General features: G+C 64.0%; 14 protein-coding genes. 9 read left to right on the top strand and 5 right to left on the bottom strand.

Features of this window, described 5'->3' with window-relative positions; genetic code table 11:
- The first annotated feature begins 52 nt into the window (after window positions 1–52).
- From ABWK72_RS26435 to ABWK72_RS26420, 4 genes are all read left to right on the top strand, one after another.
- Window positions 53–448, top strand: a complete 396-nt coding sequence (locus ABWK72_RS26435; protein ID WP_367872575.1) for a cupin domain-containing protein — start codon at window positions 53–55, stop codon at window positions 446–448.
- A gap of 27 nt (window positions 449–475) precedes the next feature.
- Window positions 476–1,468, top strand: coding sequence for an aldo/keto reductase (locus ABWK72_RS26430; protein WP_367872574.1), 993 nt, complete (start codon window positions 476–478; stop codon window positions 1,466–1,468).
- Between the two features lie 181 nt (window positions 1,469–1,649).
- On the top strand, window positions 1,650–2,810 hold the full coding sequence (locus tag ABWK72_RS26425) for a sorbosone dehydrogenase family protein (protein WP_367872573.1): 1,161 nt from the start codon (window positions 1,650–1,652) through the stop codon (window positions 2,808–2,810).
- 151 nt (window positions 2,811–2,961) lie between these two features.
- On the top strand, window positions 2,962–4,428 hold the full coding sequence (locus tag ABWK72_RS26420) for an IS4 family transposase (RefSeq protein ID WP_367872572.1): 1,467 nt from the start codon (window positions 2,962–2,964) through the stop codon (window positions 4,426–4,428).
- Between the two features lie 310 nt (window positions 4,429–4,738).
- On the opposite strand, the gene ABWK72_RS26415 is transcribed toward ABWK72_RS26420, so the two are convergent.
- The 3 genes from ABWK72_RS26415 to ABWK72_RS26405 all read right to left on the bottom strand — a co-directional run bounded on the left by ABWK72_RS26415 (window position 4,739) and on the right by ABWK72_RS26405 (window position 8,822).
- Window positions 4,739–6,430: a putative manganese-dependent inorganic diphosphatase gene (locus ABWK72_RS26415; RefSeq protein WP_367872571.1), complete on the bottom strand. Its 1,692-nt coding sequence runs from the start codon at window positions 6,428–6,430 to the stop codon at window positions 4,739–4,741.
- A gap of 69 nt (window positions 6,431–6,499) precedes the next feature.
- Window positions 6,500–8,251, bottom strand: coding sequence for an arginine--tRNA ligase (argS, locus tag ABWK72_RS26410; RefSeq protein ID WP_367872570.1), 1,752 nt, complete (start codon window positions 8,249–8,251; stop codon window positions 6,500–6,502).
- 85 nt (window positions 8,252–8,336) lie between these two features.
- Window positions 8,337–8,822: a PTS sugar transporter subunit IIA gene (locus ABWK72_RS26405; RefSeq protein ID WP_367872569.1), complete on the bottom strand. Its 486-nt coding sequence runs from the start codon at window positions 8,820–8,822 to the stop codon at window positions 8,337–8,339.
- Between the two features lie 138 nt (window positions 8,823–8,960).
- Between ABWK72_RS26405 and ABWK72_RS26400 the strand changes: the two genes are divergently transcribed.
- The 4 genes from ABWK72_RS26400 (at window position 8,961) to ligA (ending at window position 13,318) form a co-directional block, all read left to right on the top strand.
- A complete protein-coding gene (locus tag ABWK72_RS26400; RefSeq protein WP_367872568.1) occupies window positions 8,961–9,455 on the top strand; it encodes a hypothetical protein in 495 nt (164 codons plus the stop codon).
- A gap of 106 nt (window positions 9,456–9,561) precedes the next feature.
- On the top strand, window positions 9,562–10,515 hold the full coding sequence (locus ABWK72_RS26395; RefSeq protein WP_367872567.1) for a hypothetical protein: 954 nt from the start codon (window positions 9,562–9,564) through the stop codon (window positions 10,513–10,515).
- A gap of 66 nt (window positions 10,516–10,581) precedes the next feature.
- Window positions 10,582–11,136, top strand: coding sequence for a signal peptidase I (gene lepB, locus ABWK72_RS26390; RefSeq protein ID WP_367872566.1), 555 nt, complete (start codon window positions 10,582–10,584; stop codon window positions 11,134–11,136).
- Window positions 11,137–11,170: 34 nt separating this feature from the next.
- Window positions 11,171–13,318 (top strand): NAD-dependent DNA ligase LigA, encoded by a 2,148-nt coding sequence (ligA, locus tag ABWK72_RS26385; protein ID WP_367872565.1) that lies wholly within the window; start codon window positions 11,171–11,173, stop codon window positions 13,316–13,318.
- Between the two features lie 119 nt (window positions 13,319–13,437).
- Here the strand turns inward: ligA and ABWK72_RS26380 are convergent, their stop codons facing one another.
- Both ABWK72_RS26380 and ABWK72_RS26375 read right to left on the bottom strand, forming a co-directional pair.
- Window positions 13,438–15,069, bottom strand: a complete 1,632-nt coding sequence (locus tag ABWK72_RS26380; RefSeq protein ID WP_367872564.1) for a c-type cytochrome domain-containing protein — start codon at window positions 15,067–15,069, stop codon at window positions 13,438–13,440.
- A 56-nt stretch (window positions 15,070–15,125) separates the two neighbouring features.
- A complete protein-coding gene (locus ABWK72_RS26375; protein WP_367872563.1) occupies window positions 15,126–15,359 on the bottom strand; it encodes a hypothetical protein in 234 nt (77 codons plus the stop codon).
- 152 nt (window positions 15,360–15,511) lie between these two features.
- Between ABWK72_RS26375 and ABWK72_RS26370 the strand changes: the two genes are divergently transcribed.
- A complete protein-coding gene (locus tag ABWK72_RS26370; RefSeq protein ID WP_367872562.1) occupies window positions 15,512–16,087 on the top strand; it encodes a Uma2 family endonuclease in 576 nt (191 codons plus the stop codon).
- Window positions 16,088–16,093: the final 6 nt, after the last annotated feature.

The raw sequence follows: 16,093 nt of genomic DNA, 5'->3' as shown, positions 1-16,093 counted from the left end.
GATAGGCCGGGCCGGGACCGGTCCAGCAACGAATCCCCAACCAAGAACTGATATGGAAATCATAAGAAACGGCAGCCAGCCCTCGGCCAAACCACCGGCGGAGTATTTCACCGGCACCGTGCGGCTCGATCCCTTGTTCCAGCCGAAAGCACCGGCCCGCACGGTCGGTGCGAGTGTCACCTTCGAGCCCGGCGCCCGGACGGCATGGCATACCCATCCGCTGGGGCAGACGCTGATCGTGACGGCAGGCTGCGGCTGGGTGCAGCGGGAAGGCGGCCCGGTCGAGGAGATCAAGCCCGGCGACATTGTCTGGTTCCCGCCTGGACTGAAGCATTGGCACGGGGCGACAGCGACCACGGCCATGACGCACATCGCGATCCAGGAGCAGCTCGATGGCAAGACCGTGGAGTGGCTGGAGAAGGTCAGCGACGAGCAATACCGGCGCTGAACCATTCAATCCAACAAACATTCAGAGATGAAAACACGCACACTTGGAAGCAGCGGCCTGGAAGTCTCCGCCATCGGCTTGGGCTGCATGGGGATGAGCTTCGGCTACGGGCCGCCGAAGGACGCGCAGGAGATGATCGCGCTGCTGCGGAAGTCGGTGGAACACGGGGTGACCTTCTTCGACACGGCGGAGGTTTACGGGCCTTTCCTGAACGAGGACCTGTTAGGCGAAGCGCTCGCGCCCTTCCGCGGGAAGGTGGTGATCGCGACGAAGTTCGGCTTCGATATTGGAACCGATCCGCGCACCGCCCCCGGACTGAACAGCCGGCCGGGGCATATTAAGGAGGCGGTCGAGGGCTCGCTGAAGCGGCTCAAGGTCGACGTGATCGATTTGCTCTATCAGCACCGGGTGGATCCCGATGTGCCTATCGAAGACGTGGCGGGCGCGGTGAAGGAGTTGATCGCGGCGGGCAAGGTGAAGCACTTCGGGATGTCCGAGGCGGGGGCACAGACGATCCGCCGGGCCCACGCGGTACAGCCGCTGACGGCGCTGCAGAGCGAGTATTCGCTGTGGACGCGGACGCCGGAGAAGGAAGTGATTCCGACGCTCGAGGAACTCGGGATCGGCTTCGTGCCGTATAGCCCGCTGGGCAAGGGCTTCCTGACCGGGAAAATGGACGAGAGTACGACCTTCGACAGCTCCGATTTCCGCAGTGCCCTCCCCCGCTTCACGCCGGAGGCGCTGAAGGCGAATCAGGCGCTGATCGATTTGCTCGGGAGCATCGCGGGGCGCAAGCAGGCAACACCGGCACAGATCGCGCTGGCTTGGCTGCTGGCGCAGAAGCCGTGGATCGCGCCGATCCCGGGGACGACGAAGCTGCACCGGCTGGAGGAGAATATCGGGGCGGCGGAAGTCGAATTGAGCGCCGACGATTTACGTGAGATCGATGCGGCGGCGGCGGAGATCACGGTGCAGGGGGCGCGCTATCCGGAGCGGCTGGAGAAGATGACCGGATTGTAGCCGGAGAAGAAATCATCAATCACTATTCCTCCAATCATCAATCGGAGTGTGTCGCTGCGCTGAAGATGCCTGAAATTTCGTCACAGCTGCCCTTGCAGGGGCGTGATGCCACTCAAATGAGGGAAGGGTCGAAAGGTTTGCCGGGTTGCACGCGGTAAGGGGAGCACCTACCTATCTCGCCATGCGCTACACGCTTCTCGCCGCCGCACTTCTTTCTGCCGCCCTGCCCGCCGCCGCCAAACCGGGAACGGAGGTGGTCGCCAAGGGCTTCAACCGCCCCCTCTGGGTGGGCGCGCCTTCCCACGTGAAGGACCGGTTATGGGTGATCGAGCAGGATGGCAAGATCTGGATCATCGATGCGAAGAGCGGGGAGAAACAGGCGGAGCCCTTCCTGGACATCACCGAGCAGGTGCGCCGCAAGGGCAACGAGGAGGGCCTGCTGGGACTGGCCTTCGCGCCGGACTTCGAGAAGTCAGGGCTGTTCTACGTGAACTTCGTGGACAAGCAGCAGAACACCCGGATCTCGCGCTTCAAGGCGGCGGGGCCGGACTTCAAGGAGGCCGACAAGAGCAGCCAGGAGGTCCTGCTGTCCTTCAAGCAGCCTTACGAGAATCACAACGGCGGCTGGGTTGGCTTCGGGCCGGACGGCATGCTCTACATCGGCAACGGGGACGGTGGCGCGGGTGACGATCCGCCGAACAACGGGCAGAAGACCGACACCTTCCTCGGTAAGATCCTGCGGATCGATGTCTCGTCGGGGTCCGGTTACTCGGTGCCGAAGGACAATCCCTTCGTCGGCAAGGCCGAATACAAGCCGGAGATCTGGGCCTTGGGCGTTCGCAATCCGTGGCGTTGCTCCTTCGACCGGAAGAGCGGCGACTTCTGGATCGGCGACGTGGGCCAGAACAAATGGGAAGAGATCGACTACCTGCCGAAGGGCAAGGGCGCGGGCTCAAACTTCGGCTGGCGCCTTCGCGAGGCCGACAAGGAGAACCCGACCCAGAAGATCGCGGGCGACAAGCCGGAGAACAACGTGGAGCCGGTGTATGTGTATGCGCACGGCGGCAAGTCCGATGAAGGTCTCTCGGTCACCGGGGGCTACGTGTATCGCGGGCCGGTGAAGGGTTTGGAGGGGCGATATATTTTCGGAGACTACAACAACCGCCGGGTGTGGTCCTTTGTCCTGAAGGGTGGGAAGGCCACGGATGTGGAGGATCATACGGATGACTTCGCGCCCGAAGGGGGGAAGGTGGGGATGATTTCTTCGTTCGGAGAGGATTCGGTGGGGAATGTCTACATCGTCGATCAGGGCGGGGCGATTTTGAGGATCGTGGACAAGTGAGGTGTTGGAAGCCAGTGCGCTTATGAACCACGGAGAGGAGCCGCGCAGCGGCCTTGGAGTGCGGAGACTTATCCTGCCCGTTACCCACAACTTTTCGAGGTCGTACTTAAATCGCGCTGGTACTAAACGACTGTTTACATCAGCTTCGCGGATGGACCTCGATTCTTCCGACCTCAATCCTCCCGACCCGCAAGCCGCCCTCTCCTGGGCTGGAACCGAATTTGCAACCTTGGATTGCGGCGACCCTCGCCGCAGCCGACGCTTCGTGCGCGTGGCCTCCGACTTCGCACGAAATCCCACCGCCCCGGTTCCCGCCGCCTGCGGCGACTGGTCCGGCACCAAGGCCTGCTACCGGCTCTTCGACCAGCCCGAGGTCAACAGCGGGGCGATCCTCGCCGCCCACCGCGCCGCGATGCTGGACCGGCTGCGGGCCGCGGACGAGGGAACCGCGCTGCTGGTCTTGCAGGACACCACCTCGCTCAATTACGACAACCATCGTAGCAAGGAAGGCCTGGGCCCCACCGCCGGCCATGGCAAGGATCGCTCCCCCGGCCTTTTCGTCCACGGCCAGCTCGTGGTCGGCACGGACGGCGCGGTCCACGGCCTCGCCTCGGCCCTCGTCTACGCCCGGCAACCCCGCGGTGCCGGCGAGCCCGCCGGCAAGCGCAACCGCCAGCCCTTGGAAGAAAAGGAAAGCCACCGCTGGGTCGGCGGCTGGCACGAGGCGCAGCGGCTGTGGGAAGACCTCGGCGGCACGCGCGCGGTGCTGTCGGTCGCCGACCGCGAGGCCGACATCTACGAACTGCTCGCCGCCTGCCGGCAAACCCGCGCGCAACGCGGCGGCGGAGCCGGATTGCTGGTGCGCAGCCAGCACGACCGCAAGCTTGAGGACGGCGGCACGCCGCTGTGGCAGACCCCCGCCGCGCTGCCGGTGACGGCCACCCTCGTGGTCGAACTGCCGCGAGGAAAGCAAGGGCTCAAGGCGCGCAAGGCCACCCTCGCGGTGCGGGCCGGGCGGGTCCGTCTGGCGGTGCCCGCCCACAAGAAGAAACACCTCGGGCTGTCGGAAAGCCTGGAACTGTGGGCGCTGGAAGTCCGGGAGATCGACCCGCCGCCGGGCGTGGAGCCGGTGTGCTGGCAGTTGCTGACGACCGAACCCGTCGCGGACGCCGGCGACGCCGCGCGGCTGGTCGGCTGGTATGCCCTGCGCTGGCGGATCGAGGACTTCCACCGCGTGCTCAAGACCGGCTGCCGGGTGGAAAGCCGGCAGGTGCGCGCGGCGGAGAAGCTCAAGGCCTTCATCGCGCTGGACATGGTCGTAGCGGTGCACCTGCTGTCCCTGGTTTGGCAGGCGCGGATCAGCCCGGGGCTCCCCGTGGAAGGCTGGCTGGAGCGCGACGAATGGGAGGTGCTATCGGTGCACGCGGCGGCCGGCGGGCCGCCGCCGGAACGGCCGCCGGCGACCGGCGAAGCGGTGCGGATGATCGCGAGGCTGGGCGGATTCCTTGGGAGGAAGAGCGACGGGGAACCCGGCCCCGAAGTGCTGTGGCGGGGCCTCGCAAAGCTGCGGACCCTCGCGCAGGCGTGGCGAGTCTTTAAAATGAAAAGTTGTGGGTAACGGGCAGGACTTATCACCGCACTTCTATCCGCAGGCTTGCCGAGGACGAAGCGCGGGCGATCCGCCCCTCGCGTGAGGCCCGGGTGACGTGTCATCGTGTTCCTTCCACCCCGTGCTCCGGACGCTCGACAAGTCTCGCTAAGAAAGGCGGTGACAAGTCTCCGCACTCGAGGGGGGCGGAGCCGCGAACAGCCGATGCATCGGCGAGAAGGCGGCACGCCAGATGGCTTCGTCCGCCTGAAGGCGGGACTACTTACCCTTGGCGGCGGGCTGTTAGGAACCGCGCCCTACCGATGGCGGAGCCGCGCTGCTAACCCGCCCTTCTGAGGGCTTGGCAGACGGCGGGGAAGATCTGCTTCTTCCGGCTGACGACGCCGGGGGCATCGTAGAGGCTGGCGTCGATGCGGGCGTAGGGAAGGTTCGCGACGAAGACGGGATCGCCGGCGGCGAGGACGAGGCTGTGGTGCTCGGCGATGTCTGTGACGACGAGGACGGCGAGCTCGTAGCTTTGTTCCTTGGCGAGGGCCTGGAGTGCTTTCTCAAGCTCCTCGCGGCGCGGCTCGAAGGCTTGCAGGCCGAGCTCCTCGACTTGGGCAATGGTGACCTTCACGCCCTCGTCATCGAATTCCTTGCGGTCGGCATTGAGGATCGCATCGGGGGTGCCGGTGGCGAGCAGGGAGCCGACGGCGAAGAACTCTTTCTTGAACTCGGCGGGCTCGATGCCGGCGAGGCCGCTGAGCCAGCCGAGCATCTCGTGGTCGAGTTCGGCGGTGGTCGGCGAGGTCAGGCAGAGGGTGTCCGCGATGATTCCCGCGCAGAGGCAGAGCGCGGTGCCGCGGTCCGGCTCGAGGTAGCGATGGCGGAACTTGCGGGCGACCAGGGTGGAGGTCGAGCCGACGGGTTCATTCAGGAATCGGATCGGCTCGCGCGAGACGAGGTTGCCGGCGAGGCGGTGGTGGTCGATGACCTCGACGATTTCCGATTCCTCGACGCCGGTGACGGCCTGGGCGAATTCATTGTGGTCGACCAAGGCAAGGCGGGTGCGCGGCGGATCGATCAGGTCGGTCTTCGAGAGCACGCCGATCATTTCCTTGCGGATCGGATCTTCCACGGGAAAGAGGTCCTGCTCGAGGTGGGCGACGCTCTTCCGCAGACGGGTCACGGGTTCGCTGCCGGAGACCGTGGTGAAGTTCTTCTCCATCACATGGCGCACGGTCCGCGAGCAACGGATCAGCGTGGATGAACTGGCCGTATCCTGCGCGCAGAGCAGGACGATGACGCCGCGCTTCTTGGCGAGTTCGCGGAGCGATGCTTCCACGCCGTTGCCGCCGGTGACGAGGAGGGCACGGGCGCCGTTCTCGATCGCATAATGTTGCACCACCGGCCGGTCGCCGCAGATGACCAGGAAGCGGTTTACGTTGCCTTCCTTGCCCGCGAGTTTCAGGCGGCGTTCGACGGTCGATTGGGAGGAGGCCCCGACCAGCAGGATCAACTCTTCCTCGTCATCGCCGGCGGGCATCTCGGCGCCCACGCTCTCGGCCTGGAGGGTGACGGCGATCTTCGAGAGGGAGACATTCGCGGACCGGGCCTGAATGCCGCTGGCATCGCCGGGGACCAGCAGCTCGAGGAGATCGAGATAGCGGAGCATGCCGTGGACGAGGCCCGCGCCATCGACCACCGGCACGCAACGGACGCCGCTGGCGAGCATCCGTCGATAGGCGACGATGAAGGTATCGGTCGGCGAAACCTGGACGACATCGCGGCGGCAGATCATCCCGGCGGTGGCCCGCACGTCGGTGACCAAGGGCGGGGTCTCGATGCCAGCTTGCTCGAGCACCCATGCGGTGCGCGCCGGGACTTCCCCGCAGCGCGCGGCGATGGCGGAGGACTCGCCGGTGGCGCGCAGCAGGGCGGCATTCCCGATCGCGGAGCAGATCGCGTCCGTGTCCGGGTTCTTGTGGCCGATGACGTAGAAGGGCAGGCTGAGACGGGGTGGTTCCATGTGGGAGGGGAAGAAGTTCCAAGTAAGAAGGACCAAGTGCCAAGCGAAGGCCTGAGAGAACGGGAGTGCTTACATTCGTTCTGGGCAGCGGATTCCGAGCAGGCCGAGGCCGTGGACGAGGACGCGGATGGTCAATTCGCAGAGGACCAGGCGGCTGTTCCGTACGGGGATCTCCGCCTTCAGGACGGGGCATGCCTCGAAGAAAGAGTGATAGGCGCGGGCCAACTCGAGAAGATAAGCCGTCAGGAGATTCGGGCGATGGTCGTCCAAGATCGTCGGGAGGACTTCGCCATACCGCGCCAGGTAACGGGCCAGATGAATTTCCGCGTCCTCCGCAAGCAAAGGATTCACGCTGGCAAGGTCCACCTCTTCATCCAGCTTGCGGAAGATCGACCGACACCTCACCACGCTGTTCTGGATGTAAGGGGCCGTATCGCCGTGAAGGGCCAGCATCTTTTCAAGATCGAAGACGTAGTCGGAAAGCCGGTGATGAGCGAGTTCCGTGAACTTCACCGCGCTGATACCGATGAGTTCGGCCAGATCGGCACGCTCTTGATCCGTTTCCACGCGGCTGCGCTCGGCCACGGCGGTGGTCGCGGCTGCCACGGCCTCGTCCAAGACGTCATCGAGCTGGGGCAGGTCCCCTGCCCTGGTCTTGAGCGGCTTGCCATCGGTGCCGAGAATCGTGCCGAAGGAGATATGGCGCAGATCCATCCCGGCACAATCCAAGCGCCCGGCGACTGCGAAGAGTTGCTGGAAGTGCTGGGATTGGCGATGGTCGACGACATACCAGGCCGCGTCTGCGTTCCACTCCTTGCGGCGGAACTCGACGGTGGCGATGTCGGTGGTGGAGTAGTTGAAGGCACCGTCGCTCTTGCGGACGATCATCGGGAAGTCGGTCCACTCGCCGTCCTTGCGGGTCAGGAAGGGGTCCTTCGCCGGGTCGGCTGGATCTCCATTCGAGAAGATGCAGACGGCCCCGTCGCTCTCGCGGGCGAGGCCTTCCGCCAGCAGGCGGTCGACCAGCGGCGCGAGGGCTGCGTCGTAGGAACTCTCGCCGAGCCAGTGGTCGAAGCTTACATCGAGGCGGTCGTAGATTTTGTCCAAGCCGGCGCGGGAAAGTTCGATGCAGCGTTGCCAGATCTCGAAGTTCTCCTCGTCACCTTGCTGGAGTTTCACGAGTTCCTGACGGCAGGCTTCGCGAACCGCATCATCGGCTTTGGAGAGATCGCTGGCGTGGCGGTAGAGGCGGAGGAGTTCCTGCAGCGGGTTCGCCAGCAGAGCTTCTTCATCGAGACACTGCTTCCATGCCCAGGTCACCATGCCGAACTGGGTGCCCCAGTCGCCGATGTGATTGTCCGTGATCACCCGGTGGCCAAGGAAGCGCGCGATGCTGGCCAGCGCGGCGCCGATGATGGTCGAGCGGATGTGGCCGATGTGCATCGGCTTGGCGACGTTCGGTGCGGAGAAATCGACGACGATGGTCTTCGGCTGGCCGGTGAGCGGCACGCCGAGGCGCGGATCGGCGAGTTGGGCCTTGGCACGGGCGGCAAAGGTTTCCGGAGAAATGCGGAAGTTGATGAAACCCGGGCCGGCGATGTCCGCGGTGCCGAGGCCGGAGAGGTCGAGGGCGGCGATCACCTGCTCCGCCAACGCGCGCGGGTTGGTCTTGCGCTGCTTCGCCAACGCCATCGCGGCATTGCTCTGGTAATCGCCGAAGCGCAGGTCGGTGGCCGCCACGACGGGCGCAGTCACGCTCTCACCGAGCACGCTGTGGAAGGCCGCGGCCAGCCGGGATTCTAAGTCCTGAATGAGGGTCATGGGAAATTCGTCGTGCGGGATTCACCGCAATGTCGCTTGAAAGGCCAAGCGGGAAAAGCCGGAGTCAAAGGACGGAAAGGCAGCCTCAGGCCGCCCCGTTCGCAGCCGCCTTGGAAGGCTTGCCGGCGAAGATATCGAGGATCTCCTGATGCTGATGGGCCTCGGCCAGACGTCGTCGCACCTCGGCATTGGTGAACATCTTGGCAATCGCGGCCAGCGTCTGGAGATGGAGGTGATAGTCCTTCTTGGGCACCAGAAACAGGATCACGAAGTGGACCGGCCGCTGGTCGAGCGCCTCGAAATCGATGCCTGCCTTCGAGCGTCCGAACACCGCCACCACCCGGTCAAGCTTCTCGGAGAAGGCATGCGGGATGGCGACCCCGTGGCCGACGCCGGTGCTGACCTGCTCCTCGCGGATTCTGAGGGCTTCCAGCACTTCATCGCGCAGGGAACTATCCAGCGAAGTGGTGCCGACAAGATGATCGATGAGTTCGACGATGGCGGGCCAATGCTCCCCTGCCGTCATCTCGAGGATGATCCTGTCGGGGGTGAGAAGGTTCGCCAGCTTCATGTTTCCTTGAACGAATCCCTTGCCCATTGTCGGCCCGGGGCCGGGGAGGTACTCATGGGTGTACCAATTTGCAAGTGGTTTTCCGGTTTGGGATTGGCACTTGCGGATACCGTGCACCTCTCCTTAGCTTCGCCGCCTATGCGCTTGATCTCGCGCGGGCTAACGATTCTGGCAACGACGGTCCTCTGCCAATGCGGGGGAATGATGGGTAGCGGCAACATGGGAGGGCCGACCGTGGAGGAGCGGAAGGCGGCAATCGCCTCCGAACCGAGCGGCGATTTCTTCTATGGCCGCCGCTACTACGTGCAAAAGACCCGCTTCTGGGGGTACGTCCGCCGGCCGAAGCAATCCTGGGACAAGGCCAAGCTGGTCATCATCAAGGAGGACAAGAAGCGCCAGCCGGACCGGCTGCACGAGAGCGGCCCCGAGGGACAGCGCTACGGCTTCGACAACAACTACGAGTACCGCCTGAACGGCTACTTCACCAATACCGAGAGCTACGATCCGAACAGCAACCAGTTCCTGCAGACCTTCATGCTGACGGGATACGAGGTGGTGAACCGGAATCCAGGCTGGCTTTTCCGCCCGGATGACCGCTATGATCCCTACCGGATCACGGTTTATGCGCGTTAAGCGGAGCCGCGGACCCCTCCCCCACTCCATGAGTTCTCCAAATCAACCCCCGCCCCGGGAAGGGCGCGGAATCGGCGACGCCCCGTCCATCGGCCGGGTTTCCAAGATGCGCCGGGATTCGCGCAGCCCGGGAGAACGTCCCGCATCTACTACACCAGCAGCGCTGCCGGGCGCGTCCGGCTCATGGCGCGAGGTGAAATTCACCTTGGCGGCGGGTCTGACGGTGTTCCTGGTCATCTGCGGCCTGGTGGTGGCCGGCTTCGCGATCTGGGCGATGGTCGCAAAAAAGGAACAGGCGGCAGGTACCGGCGCTGCCATGACTACGGGAACGGGCCCGGCCGTCACCGAAATTCCCACCCCGCCGCCCTCCACCTTGGTCGAGCAGGTCAATTCCATGCTGAAAGCGCGCACGCCGGAGGAACTCGCGCCACTGATCCGCAAGAGCGAGCAGGAACCGGCCGCAATCATCGCCAAACTGGCGAAGCTTGGGGAGGTCGATGGCAAGGTCCAGCGGGTGCGCTATCTCCATCCGATCGACAGCCGCTCCCTGCGGCTTGAGGCGGTGCTGGTGGAATTCGTCGGCAAGCGCAACCGGCTCGCCCTGATCTCACCGGATGCCGAAGGCCGCTGGCAGATCGATTTCGATGGCTTCGACCGCCATGTCAGCACGCCGTGGCCGGATCTGCTTTCGGGCAAGGCCACGGAATCGAAGGTGCGCGTGACCGTCGCGGGAGATGTTTATTTCAACGGTGCTTATCGAGACGAGGCCAAATGGGCCTGCTTCGCCATGCAATCGCCGGACTCCGAAGAGTCGATGTTTTGCTACGTGCCCCGCGGCGGCGAGCAGCAAGCCGCGATGAATGCCGTGGTGGCAGCCAAGGGTGAAGCGGAAGGCAAGCGCGCCGGCCGGACCCTCCTGCGGCGGATGATCCTGGGAATCCGCCACAACGAGGGCAGCGATCCGCGGCAGTTCGAGGTCGTGCGGGTGTATTCCGACGAGTGGGCGGAGGGTGCCAAAGCGCTGGACGAAATCATCCGAGAGCAGGGCGCGACGGAGTGAGCCCGGCGGGATACAGGCAGTGTCTCCGGGCTTGAGGGAGGCCATTTCGTTTTCCATCCTCTCCGCGTGTCCCGGCGAAAATTCTCGTTCCTGCTGCGAACGGCCTTGGTGGTCCTTGGAGTGGTTTTCGTGTTGGTCTTCGCAACCGGCACACTGAAACTCTATCAGAACCCGACCAGGAGCATGTCGCCCACGATCGAACCGGGCGACCGGGCTATCGCGACACGCATCCTTAACCCCGCCAAGAGGGTCAAGAGGGGCGACGTGGTCGCCTTCGATGCCACGCGGGCGCATCCGGGCTTCACGGGAAAATTCATCCAGCGGGTCGTGGCGCTCGGCGGCGACCGGATCGAGTGGGACGGCGGCGAACTCCGCGTGAATGGCGTAGCGTTGCCCGAACGCGCGGGCTTGAAGCCGCAGCGGGCACAGGGCCCGCTCAAGCCTGGAACCCCTCTCCCTTCCTATCCACTGGTGATCCCGCCCGGCTCCGTCTTCACGATGGGCGACAACTACGGGAACAGCCTGGATAGCCGCTATTTCGGTCCCTTTCCGATCGATGCGGTGAGCCATTCGGCGGACTACATCGTCACTCCCTGGTCGAGGGCCGGGAAGATCGAGTGAAGCTTTACACGCCACCGCGAGCCGCTTTTGCTTCATGGACGAACTGTTCAACACCTGCCTTATGGGAATCGAGGACCGCATCCTGCATCTCCGCACCGAGCTGGAGCGCCACAACCGTCTCTACTACACCGATGCGGCCCCGGAGATTTCGGACGCCGACTACGACAAGCTCTACCGGGAGCTCGAGGAACTGGAGGCCAAGTATCCTGAATTCGACGATCCCAATTCCCCGACCAAGCGCGTCGGCGGTGCGCCGCTCGATAGCTTCCAACAGATCAAGCATCTGGTCCGGATGCTCAGCATCGACGACGTTTTCGAGCTGAAAGACGCGGAAGTCCCGCAAGCCGAGCTGATCGATTTCTACAAGCGTCTCCAGAAGAACCTCGGCCGGGAAAACGTGGCGGTCACGGTGGAGCCGAAGATCGACGGCGTGGCGGTCTCGCTGGTCTATCGCGATGGCGTGCTGTCCTACGCCGCGACCCGCGGCGACGGGACGACCGGGGACGACATCACGAACAACGTCCGGACGATCCGGTCGATACCGCTTTCCCTGGCTGGATCCTTCCCCACCCTGCTGGAAGTCCGCGGGGAGATCTACATGCCGAACGAGGCCTTCGCGGCGATGAATGCGGAGCGCGAGGAAGCCGGGCTGCCGACCTTCGTGAACCCGCGCAACGCCAGCGCTGGTGCACTCAAGCAGCTCGATCCGAAGCTGGTCGCCAAGCGTCCGCTCGCCTTTTTGTCGCATGGCCTGGGTGCCTACGAAGGCCCGGCACTTGCATCGGAAACAGACCTGCATGACTTGTTAGACTCGGCCGGCATCCCGCGCAACCGGCCGGTGCTGATCGCACACTCGCTTGAAGAGTTGCTGGCCCACGTTGCAAAGATCGATACCGACCGCCACGCCCTCGGGTACGGCACGGACGGTGCGGTGGTGAAGGTCCTGGACCGTGCCGAGCGCGACAAGCTGGGCTATACCTCTCGCGCGCCGCGCTGGGCCGCCGCCTACAAGTTCCTGCCCGAGCAGAAGGAGACCTTGCTCAAGGACATCACGGTGCAGGTGGGCCGCACCGGCGTGCTGACCCCGGTGGCGGAATTGGAGCCGGTCTTCGTCTCCGGCACCACGGTCGCGCGCGCGACGCTGCACAACGAGGAGGAGATCCAGCGCAAGGACGTGCGGATCGGGGACACGGTGGTGATCGAGAAGGCGGGCGAAATCATCCCCGCGGTGGTGAAGGTGGTGCTGGAAAAGCGCCCCGGCGATTCGAAGCCCTTCTCGCTGCTCGACCACATCGGAGGCGTCTGTCCTTCCTGCGGCGGGCCGGTCTCGAAGGAGGAAGGCTTCGTCGCCTGGCGCTGCACGAACTTTGAATGCCCGGCGCAGGCGGTGTCGAAGATCCGGCAATTCGCGTCGCGCAAGGCGCTCGATATCGAGGCCGTGGGCGGTATCGTCGCGGAGGCCTTGGTCAATCGCGGGCTGTGCCGCACACCGCTCGATCTCTTCACACTCGACCGGGAGCGCCTGGCCACGCTCAACCTCGGCAGCGACGAGGAGCCGCGGCGCTTCGGCGAGAAGAATGCCGCCAAGGTCCTCGAGGCGCTCGAGCGCGCCCGCCACAAGCCGCTGGACCGCTGGCTCTTCGCCATGGGCATCCGCCAGGTGGGTGAATCCGCGGCCAAGGAACTCGCGCGCTTGCATGAGTCCCTCGCAACGCTGGCGAACTCGGAAATCCTGCCGGAGCTACGGGCCGACACCCGGCCGGACGCGAAGAAGAGGAATGCGAAGCTCGTCCCCTATGCCATCTCCGCGGATGTGGCCCAGGTCGTGGCGGAAGCCATCATCGCCTTCTTCGATTCGGAAGCCGGCAAGCACGTTCTGGAACGCATGACCGAACTCGGGATCGATCCACGCTCCGAGAACTATCTGCCGCGGCGTGACGAGGCCGATCTCTCCGCGCTGCCGCTGGCGGGCAAGACCTTCGTGATCACCGGCACGCTTTCGATGGGGCGCGACGAGATGAAACGCTTCATCGAATCAAAGGGGGCGAAGGTCTCCGGCTCCATCTCGGCACATACCGACTATCTCCTGTCCGGTGAAGGCGGCGGCTCGAAGCGCGACAAAGCGGAGAAGCTGGGGGTGAAGGTGATCGGGGAAGAGGAGCTGGGCGGGCTGTTGGGATGATTCGCGGTGGTCTCCGGAGGCAGGGGCGGCGCGAACCCTCGCTCCGGTGCCGCCTCGCATGAGACCGCCGCCATCAGCCGGACCGCTCGGAGAGCGGTCCCTGCCGAGCCAAGGCCACTTCAGAGTCCCATCACGATCTCGCAGCCGGGCATCTTCGCCTTGAGCGCTTGCAGGCCGGCATCATCGACCTTGGTCTGCCAGAGGTAGAGTTTCTTGAGATTGGACAGGCCCGCCAATTTCAGCACGCCGCCATTGGTCACCTGGGTGCCGTAGAGGTTGAGGGACTCCAGCTTGGGCAGGGCCGCCAGGACATCCAGGCCGGCATCGGTGACGCCGGTTTCGGAAAGGCGCAGCGACTTCAACTCAGCCGCGTTCTTGAGCAGCTTCGTACCGCTGTCGGTGACGGTGGAGGAGGAAAGATCGAGCGAAACCAGCGAGGGCATTACCGGGCTGAGCTTGGCCAAGTCATCGTCGCCGAAATCCTTGCGCATGCTGACGGCGGTGAAGGTCACGCCGCTGGAGGACTGCGATTCGAAATTGAGCGCGGCGGGGAATTCCTTACGCAAGCGCTCGACTTCGACCTTCACCGTTTCGCGCTTGTCGGCGGAAGCCTTGATCTCGTGCTCGGCCGCTTCCTTCTGTTTGGCAAGTTGCTCGGGCGGCACGACCTTGGCGAGAGCCGCCTTGATCTCGTCACCCGCCTGCAGGTCGGCCAGCTTGGCGTCCTTCAAGGCCCCGCCATCGATCCACCACTTGATCAGCACAACCTCGTGGTCTGCCAAGTCCTTCTTGCCCTCGGGGGGCATGTGCTCGTCGTCGTCCTCCGGCAAGTCGATGCGGACGATCATGTTGCTGTCCTTGGACTTGCCGTGGACGAGGCCTTCGCCCTCCTTGCCGCCCTTCACAAGCAGGTCGTACTCGTCCATGCGGAACTTGCCCTTCTGCTTATCGGCATTGTGGCAGGAGTAGCACTTTTGCTCGAGGATCGGCGCGATGATGTCGGTGTAGACCACCTGCTCGCCGGAGGCCTTTGCCACGACCGGGACGGACTTACTCGCCACGGTAGCGCTGCCCTCGGACTTGTCCGCTTCGTCGCTGTCCTCGGAACCATTGCCCGCAAGAGCGGTGTCGGAGCCTTCCTTAGGTTTCTTCTCCTTCTTCGCGGGCAGGCCGATCGCCTCGCGCACCGGATTCGGCGCGTACTGGGTCAGGTAATCCTTGCCGTGGGTCAGCGAGGCGCCGTCATGGCTGGCGATTCCCATCATGACGGAACTCGCAAGTAGGACGGTCAGGTAGAGCCAAGTCCCCTTCCCCGCGACATCCACCCAGACCTTCACGATGAAGGCGGCCACCGCCCCGCAGGCGAAGATGAGCCCGCCATTCAAGTGGCGCTCGCCCAGCTCCCGATCATAATCGCCGGGCATGCTGTAATACAGGACGAAGCCCAGCAGCACCGCGACAACCGCGGAGGCCGCGGCAAAGAACATCGCGATCTGGGTGGAGGAAGATTTCTTCTTGGAAAACAGGCGTCCCGCCTCCAGCGCGAGCACCAGCAGCAGCATGCCGATCGGCAAATGTAGCACCACCGGGTGGAAGCGCCCGAAGAACTTCGCCAGGTCCGGCAGGCCGTCTTCCGGCGGCGGACCCGCCCACGATGGCAACATCGCCAGGGCGGCGATGACCACCAAGCCGAAGAACGTGAGGAAGATGGGGCCGATGATCGAGCGGCTTTGGGATTCGGAGTCGGTCATGAACGCGGGTGTTTACGCGGGTGCGGAGCAGGTTTTTCGTCAGAAATCCCGAAAAATCAAACATCAACCACCTGCCCCCCGGGCTTCGGGGCGGTTTTTACTTTCTTGCTCATGAAGGGAATGAAGCGGGTCAGGTCGATCCCGAGTACCCCCATGGCTTTCACGAAAATGATCAAGGCTGTGGCTTCATCGACAATCGGGATAGGGTCCAGCGGTCCGATCATCGGCCCCCAAATCAGGAGGTAGAGGCCCGAAACGAGGGCAAAAAGAAAGGCGATGAGCTTCTTCACGTGGGCATCATACGCGATAATTTCAGGGTTTCTACCCGAGTTAGAAGCGGGAGGGCCCCAATCACCGGACCGATTCATGCGACGCTTGCCCCTTGATTTGCAACGGAGGGGGTAAACTTGCAGCGAGAGGAAATATCCGCTAGGTCTCCTGCATGACCGCTCTCAAGCAGCCATCGATCATTTCCGTCGCCGATTACTTGGCGGGCGAGGAGATCTCGGATGTGAAGCACGAGTATCTCGGCGGGGATGTACATGCGATGGCCGGAGCGACGAATGCTCACAATATTGCGGTGGTAAATTCTCTTGTAGCCTTGGGATCGGCTCTCCGCGGCAAGTCCAGCCAGACCTTCAACAGCGATACCAAAATCCGGATCGAGTTTCCGGATCACATCCGCTTCTACTATCCGGATGCGCTGGTCGTCTGTCATCCGAATCCCCAGACCGATCACTTTCAGGACAATCCGGTAGTGGTGGTCGAAGTTTTGAGTGAATCGACACGTCGCACCGATCTCGGAGAGAAGCGGGCGGCTTACCTTGGCATCCCATCCCTGAAAGTCCTGCTGCTGGTGGAGACGGACGCGCCGCAGGTGACCGTTCATCGCCGGCGGGTGGAGGGCGGCTTCGCGATCGAGCACTTTGCAGGCTTGGACGCGGTCATCCCCTTGCCTGAGATTGGGGCTGAATTGTCGCTCGGAGATGTCTACGAGCGCGTTGAGTTCGCGGTCTAAAAAGGC

Origin of the sequence: Luteolibacter sp. Populi, assembly GCF_040801775.1 — a bacterium.
Classification (GTDB): Bacteria; Verrucomicrobiota; Verrucomicrobiia; order Verrucomicrobiales; family Akkermansiaceae; genus Haloferula.
Note: the sequence above shows the minus strand (reverse complement) of the source record. Positions and strands in the feature narration are given on the sequence as shown.

What these genes read in the sequence shown, in the direction of transcription:
- ABWK72_RS26435 (WP_367872575.1), top strand. Translation starts at nt 53, where the DNA reads ATGGAAATCATAAGAAACGGCAGCCAGCCCTCGGCCAAACCACCGGCG.
- ABWK72_RS26430 (WP_367872574.1), top strand. Translation starts at nt 476, where the DNA reads ATGAAAACACGCACACTTGGAAGCAGCGGCCTGGAAGTCTCCGCCATC.
- ABWK72_RS26425 (WP_367872573.1), top strand. Translation starts at nt 1,650, where the DNA reads ATGCGCTACACGCTTCTCGCCGCCGCACTTCTTTCTGCCGCCCTGCCC.
- ABWK72_RS26420 (WP_367872572.1), top strand. Translation starts at nt 2,962, where the DNA reads ATGGACCTCGATTCTTCCGACCTCAATCCTCCCGACCCGCAAGCCGCC.
- ABWK72_RS26415 (WP_367872571.1), bottom strand. Translation starts at nt 6,430, where the DNA reads ATGGAACCACCCCGTCTCAGCCTGCCCTTCTACGTCATCGGCCACAAG.
- argS (WP_367872570.1), bottom strand. Translation starts at nt 8,251, where the DNA reads ATGACCCTCATTCAGGACTTAGAATCCCGGCTGGCCGCGGCCTTCCAC.
- ABWK72_RS26405 (WP_367872569.1), bottom strand. Translation starts at nt 8,822, where the DNA reads ATGAAGCTGGCGAACCTTCTCACCCCCGACAGGATCATCCTCGAGATG.
- ABWK72_RS26400 (WP_367872568.1), top strand. Translation starts at nt 8,961, where the DNA reads ATGCGCTTGATCTCGCGCGGGCTAACGATTCTGGCAACGACGGTCCTC.
- ABWK72_RS26395 (WP_367872567.1), top strand. Translation starts at nt 9,562, where the DNA reads ATGCGCCGGGATTCGCGCAGCCCGGGAGAACGTCCCGCATCTACTACA.
- ligA (WP_367872565.1), top strand. Translation starts at nt 11,171, where the DNA reads ATGGACGAACTGTTCAACACCTGCCTTATGGGAATCGAGGACCGCATC.
- ABWK72_RS26380 (WP_367872564.1), bottom strand. Translation starts at nt 15,069, where the DNA reads ATGACCGACTCCGAATCCCAAAGCCGCTCGATCATCGGCCCCATCTTC.
- ABWK72_RS26370 (WP_367872562.1), top strand. Translation starts at nt 15,512, where the DNA reads ATGACCGCTCTCAAGCAGCCATCGATCATTTCCGTCGCCGATTACTTG.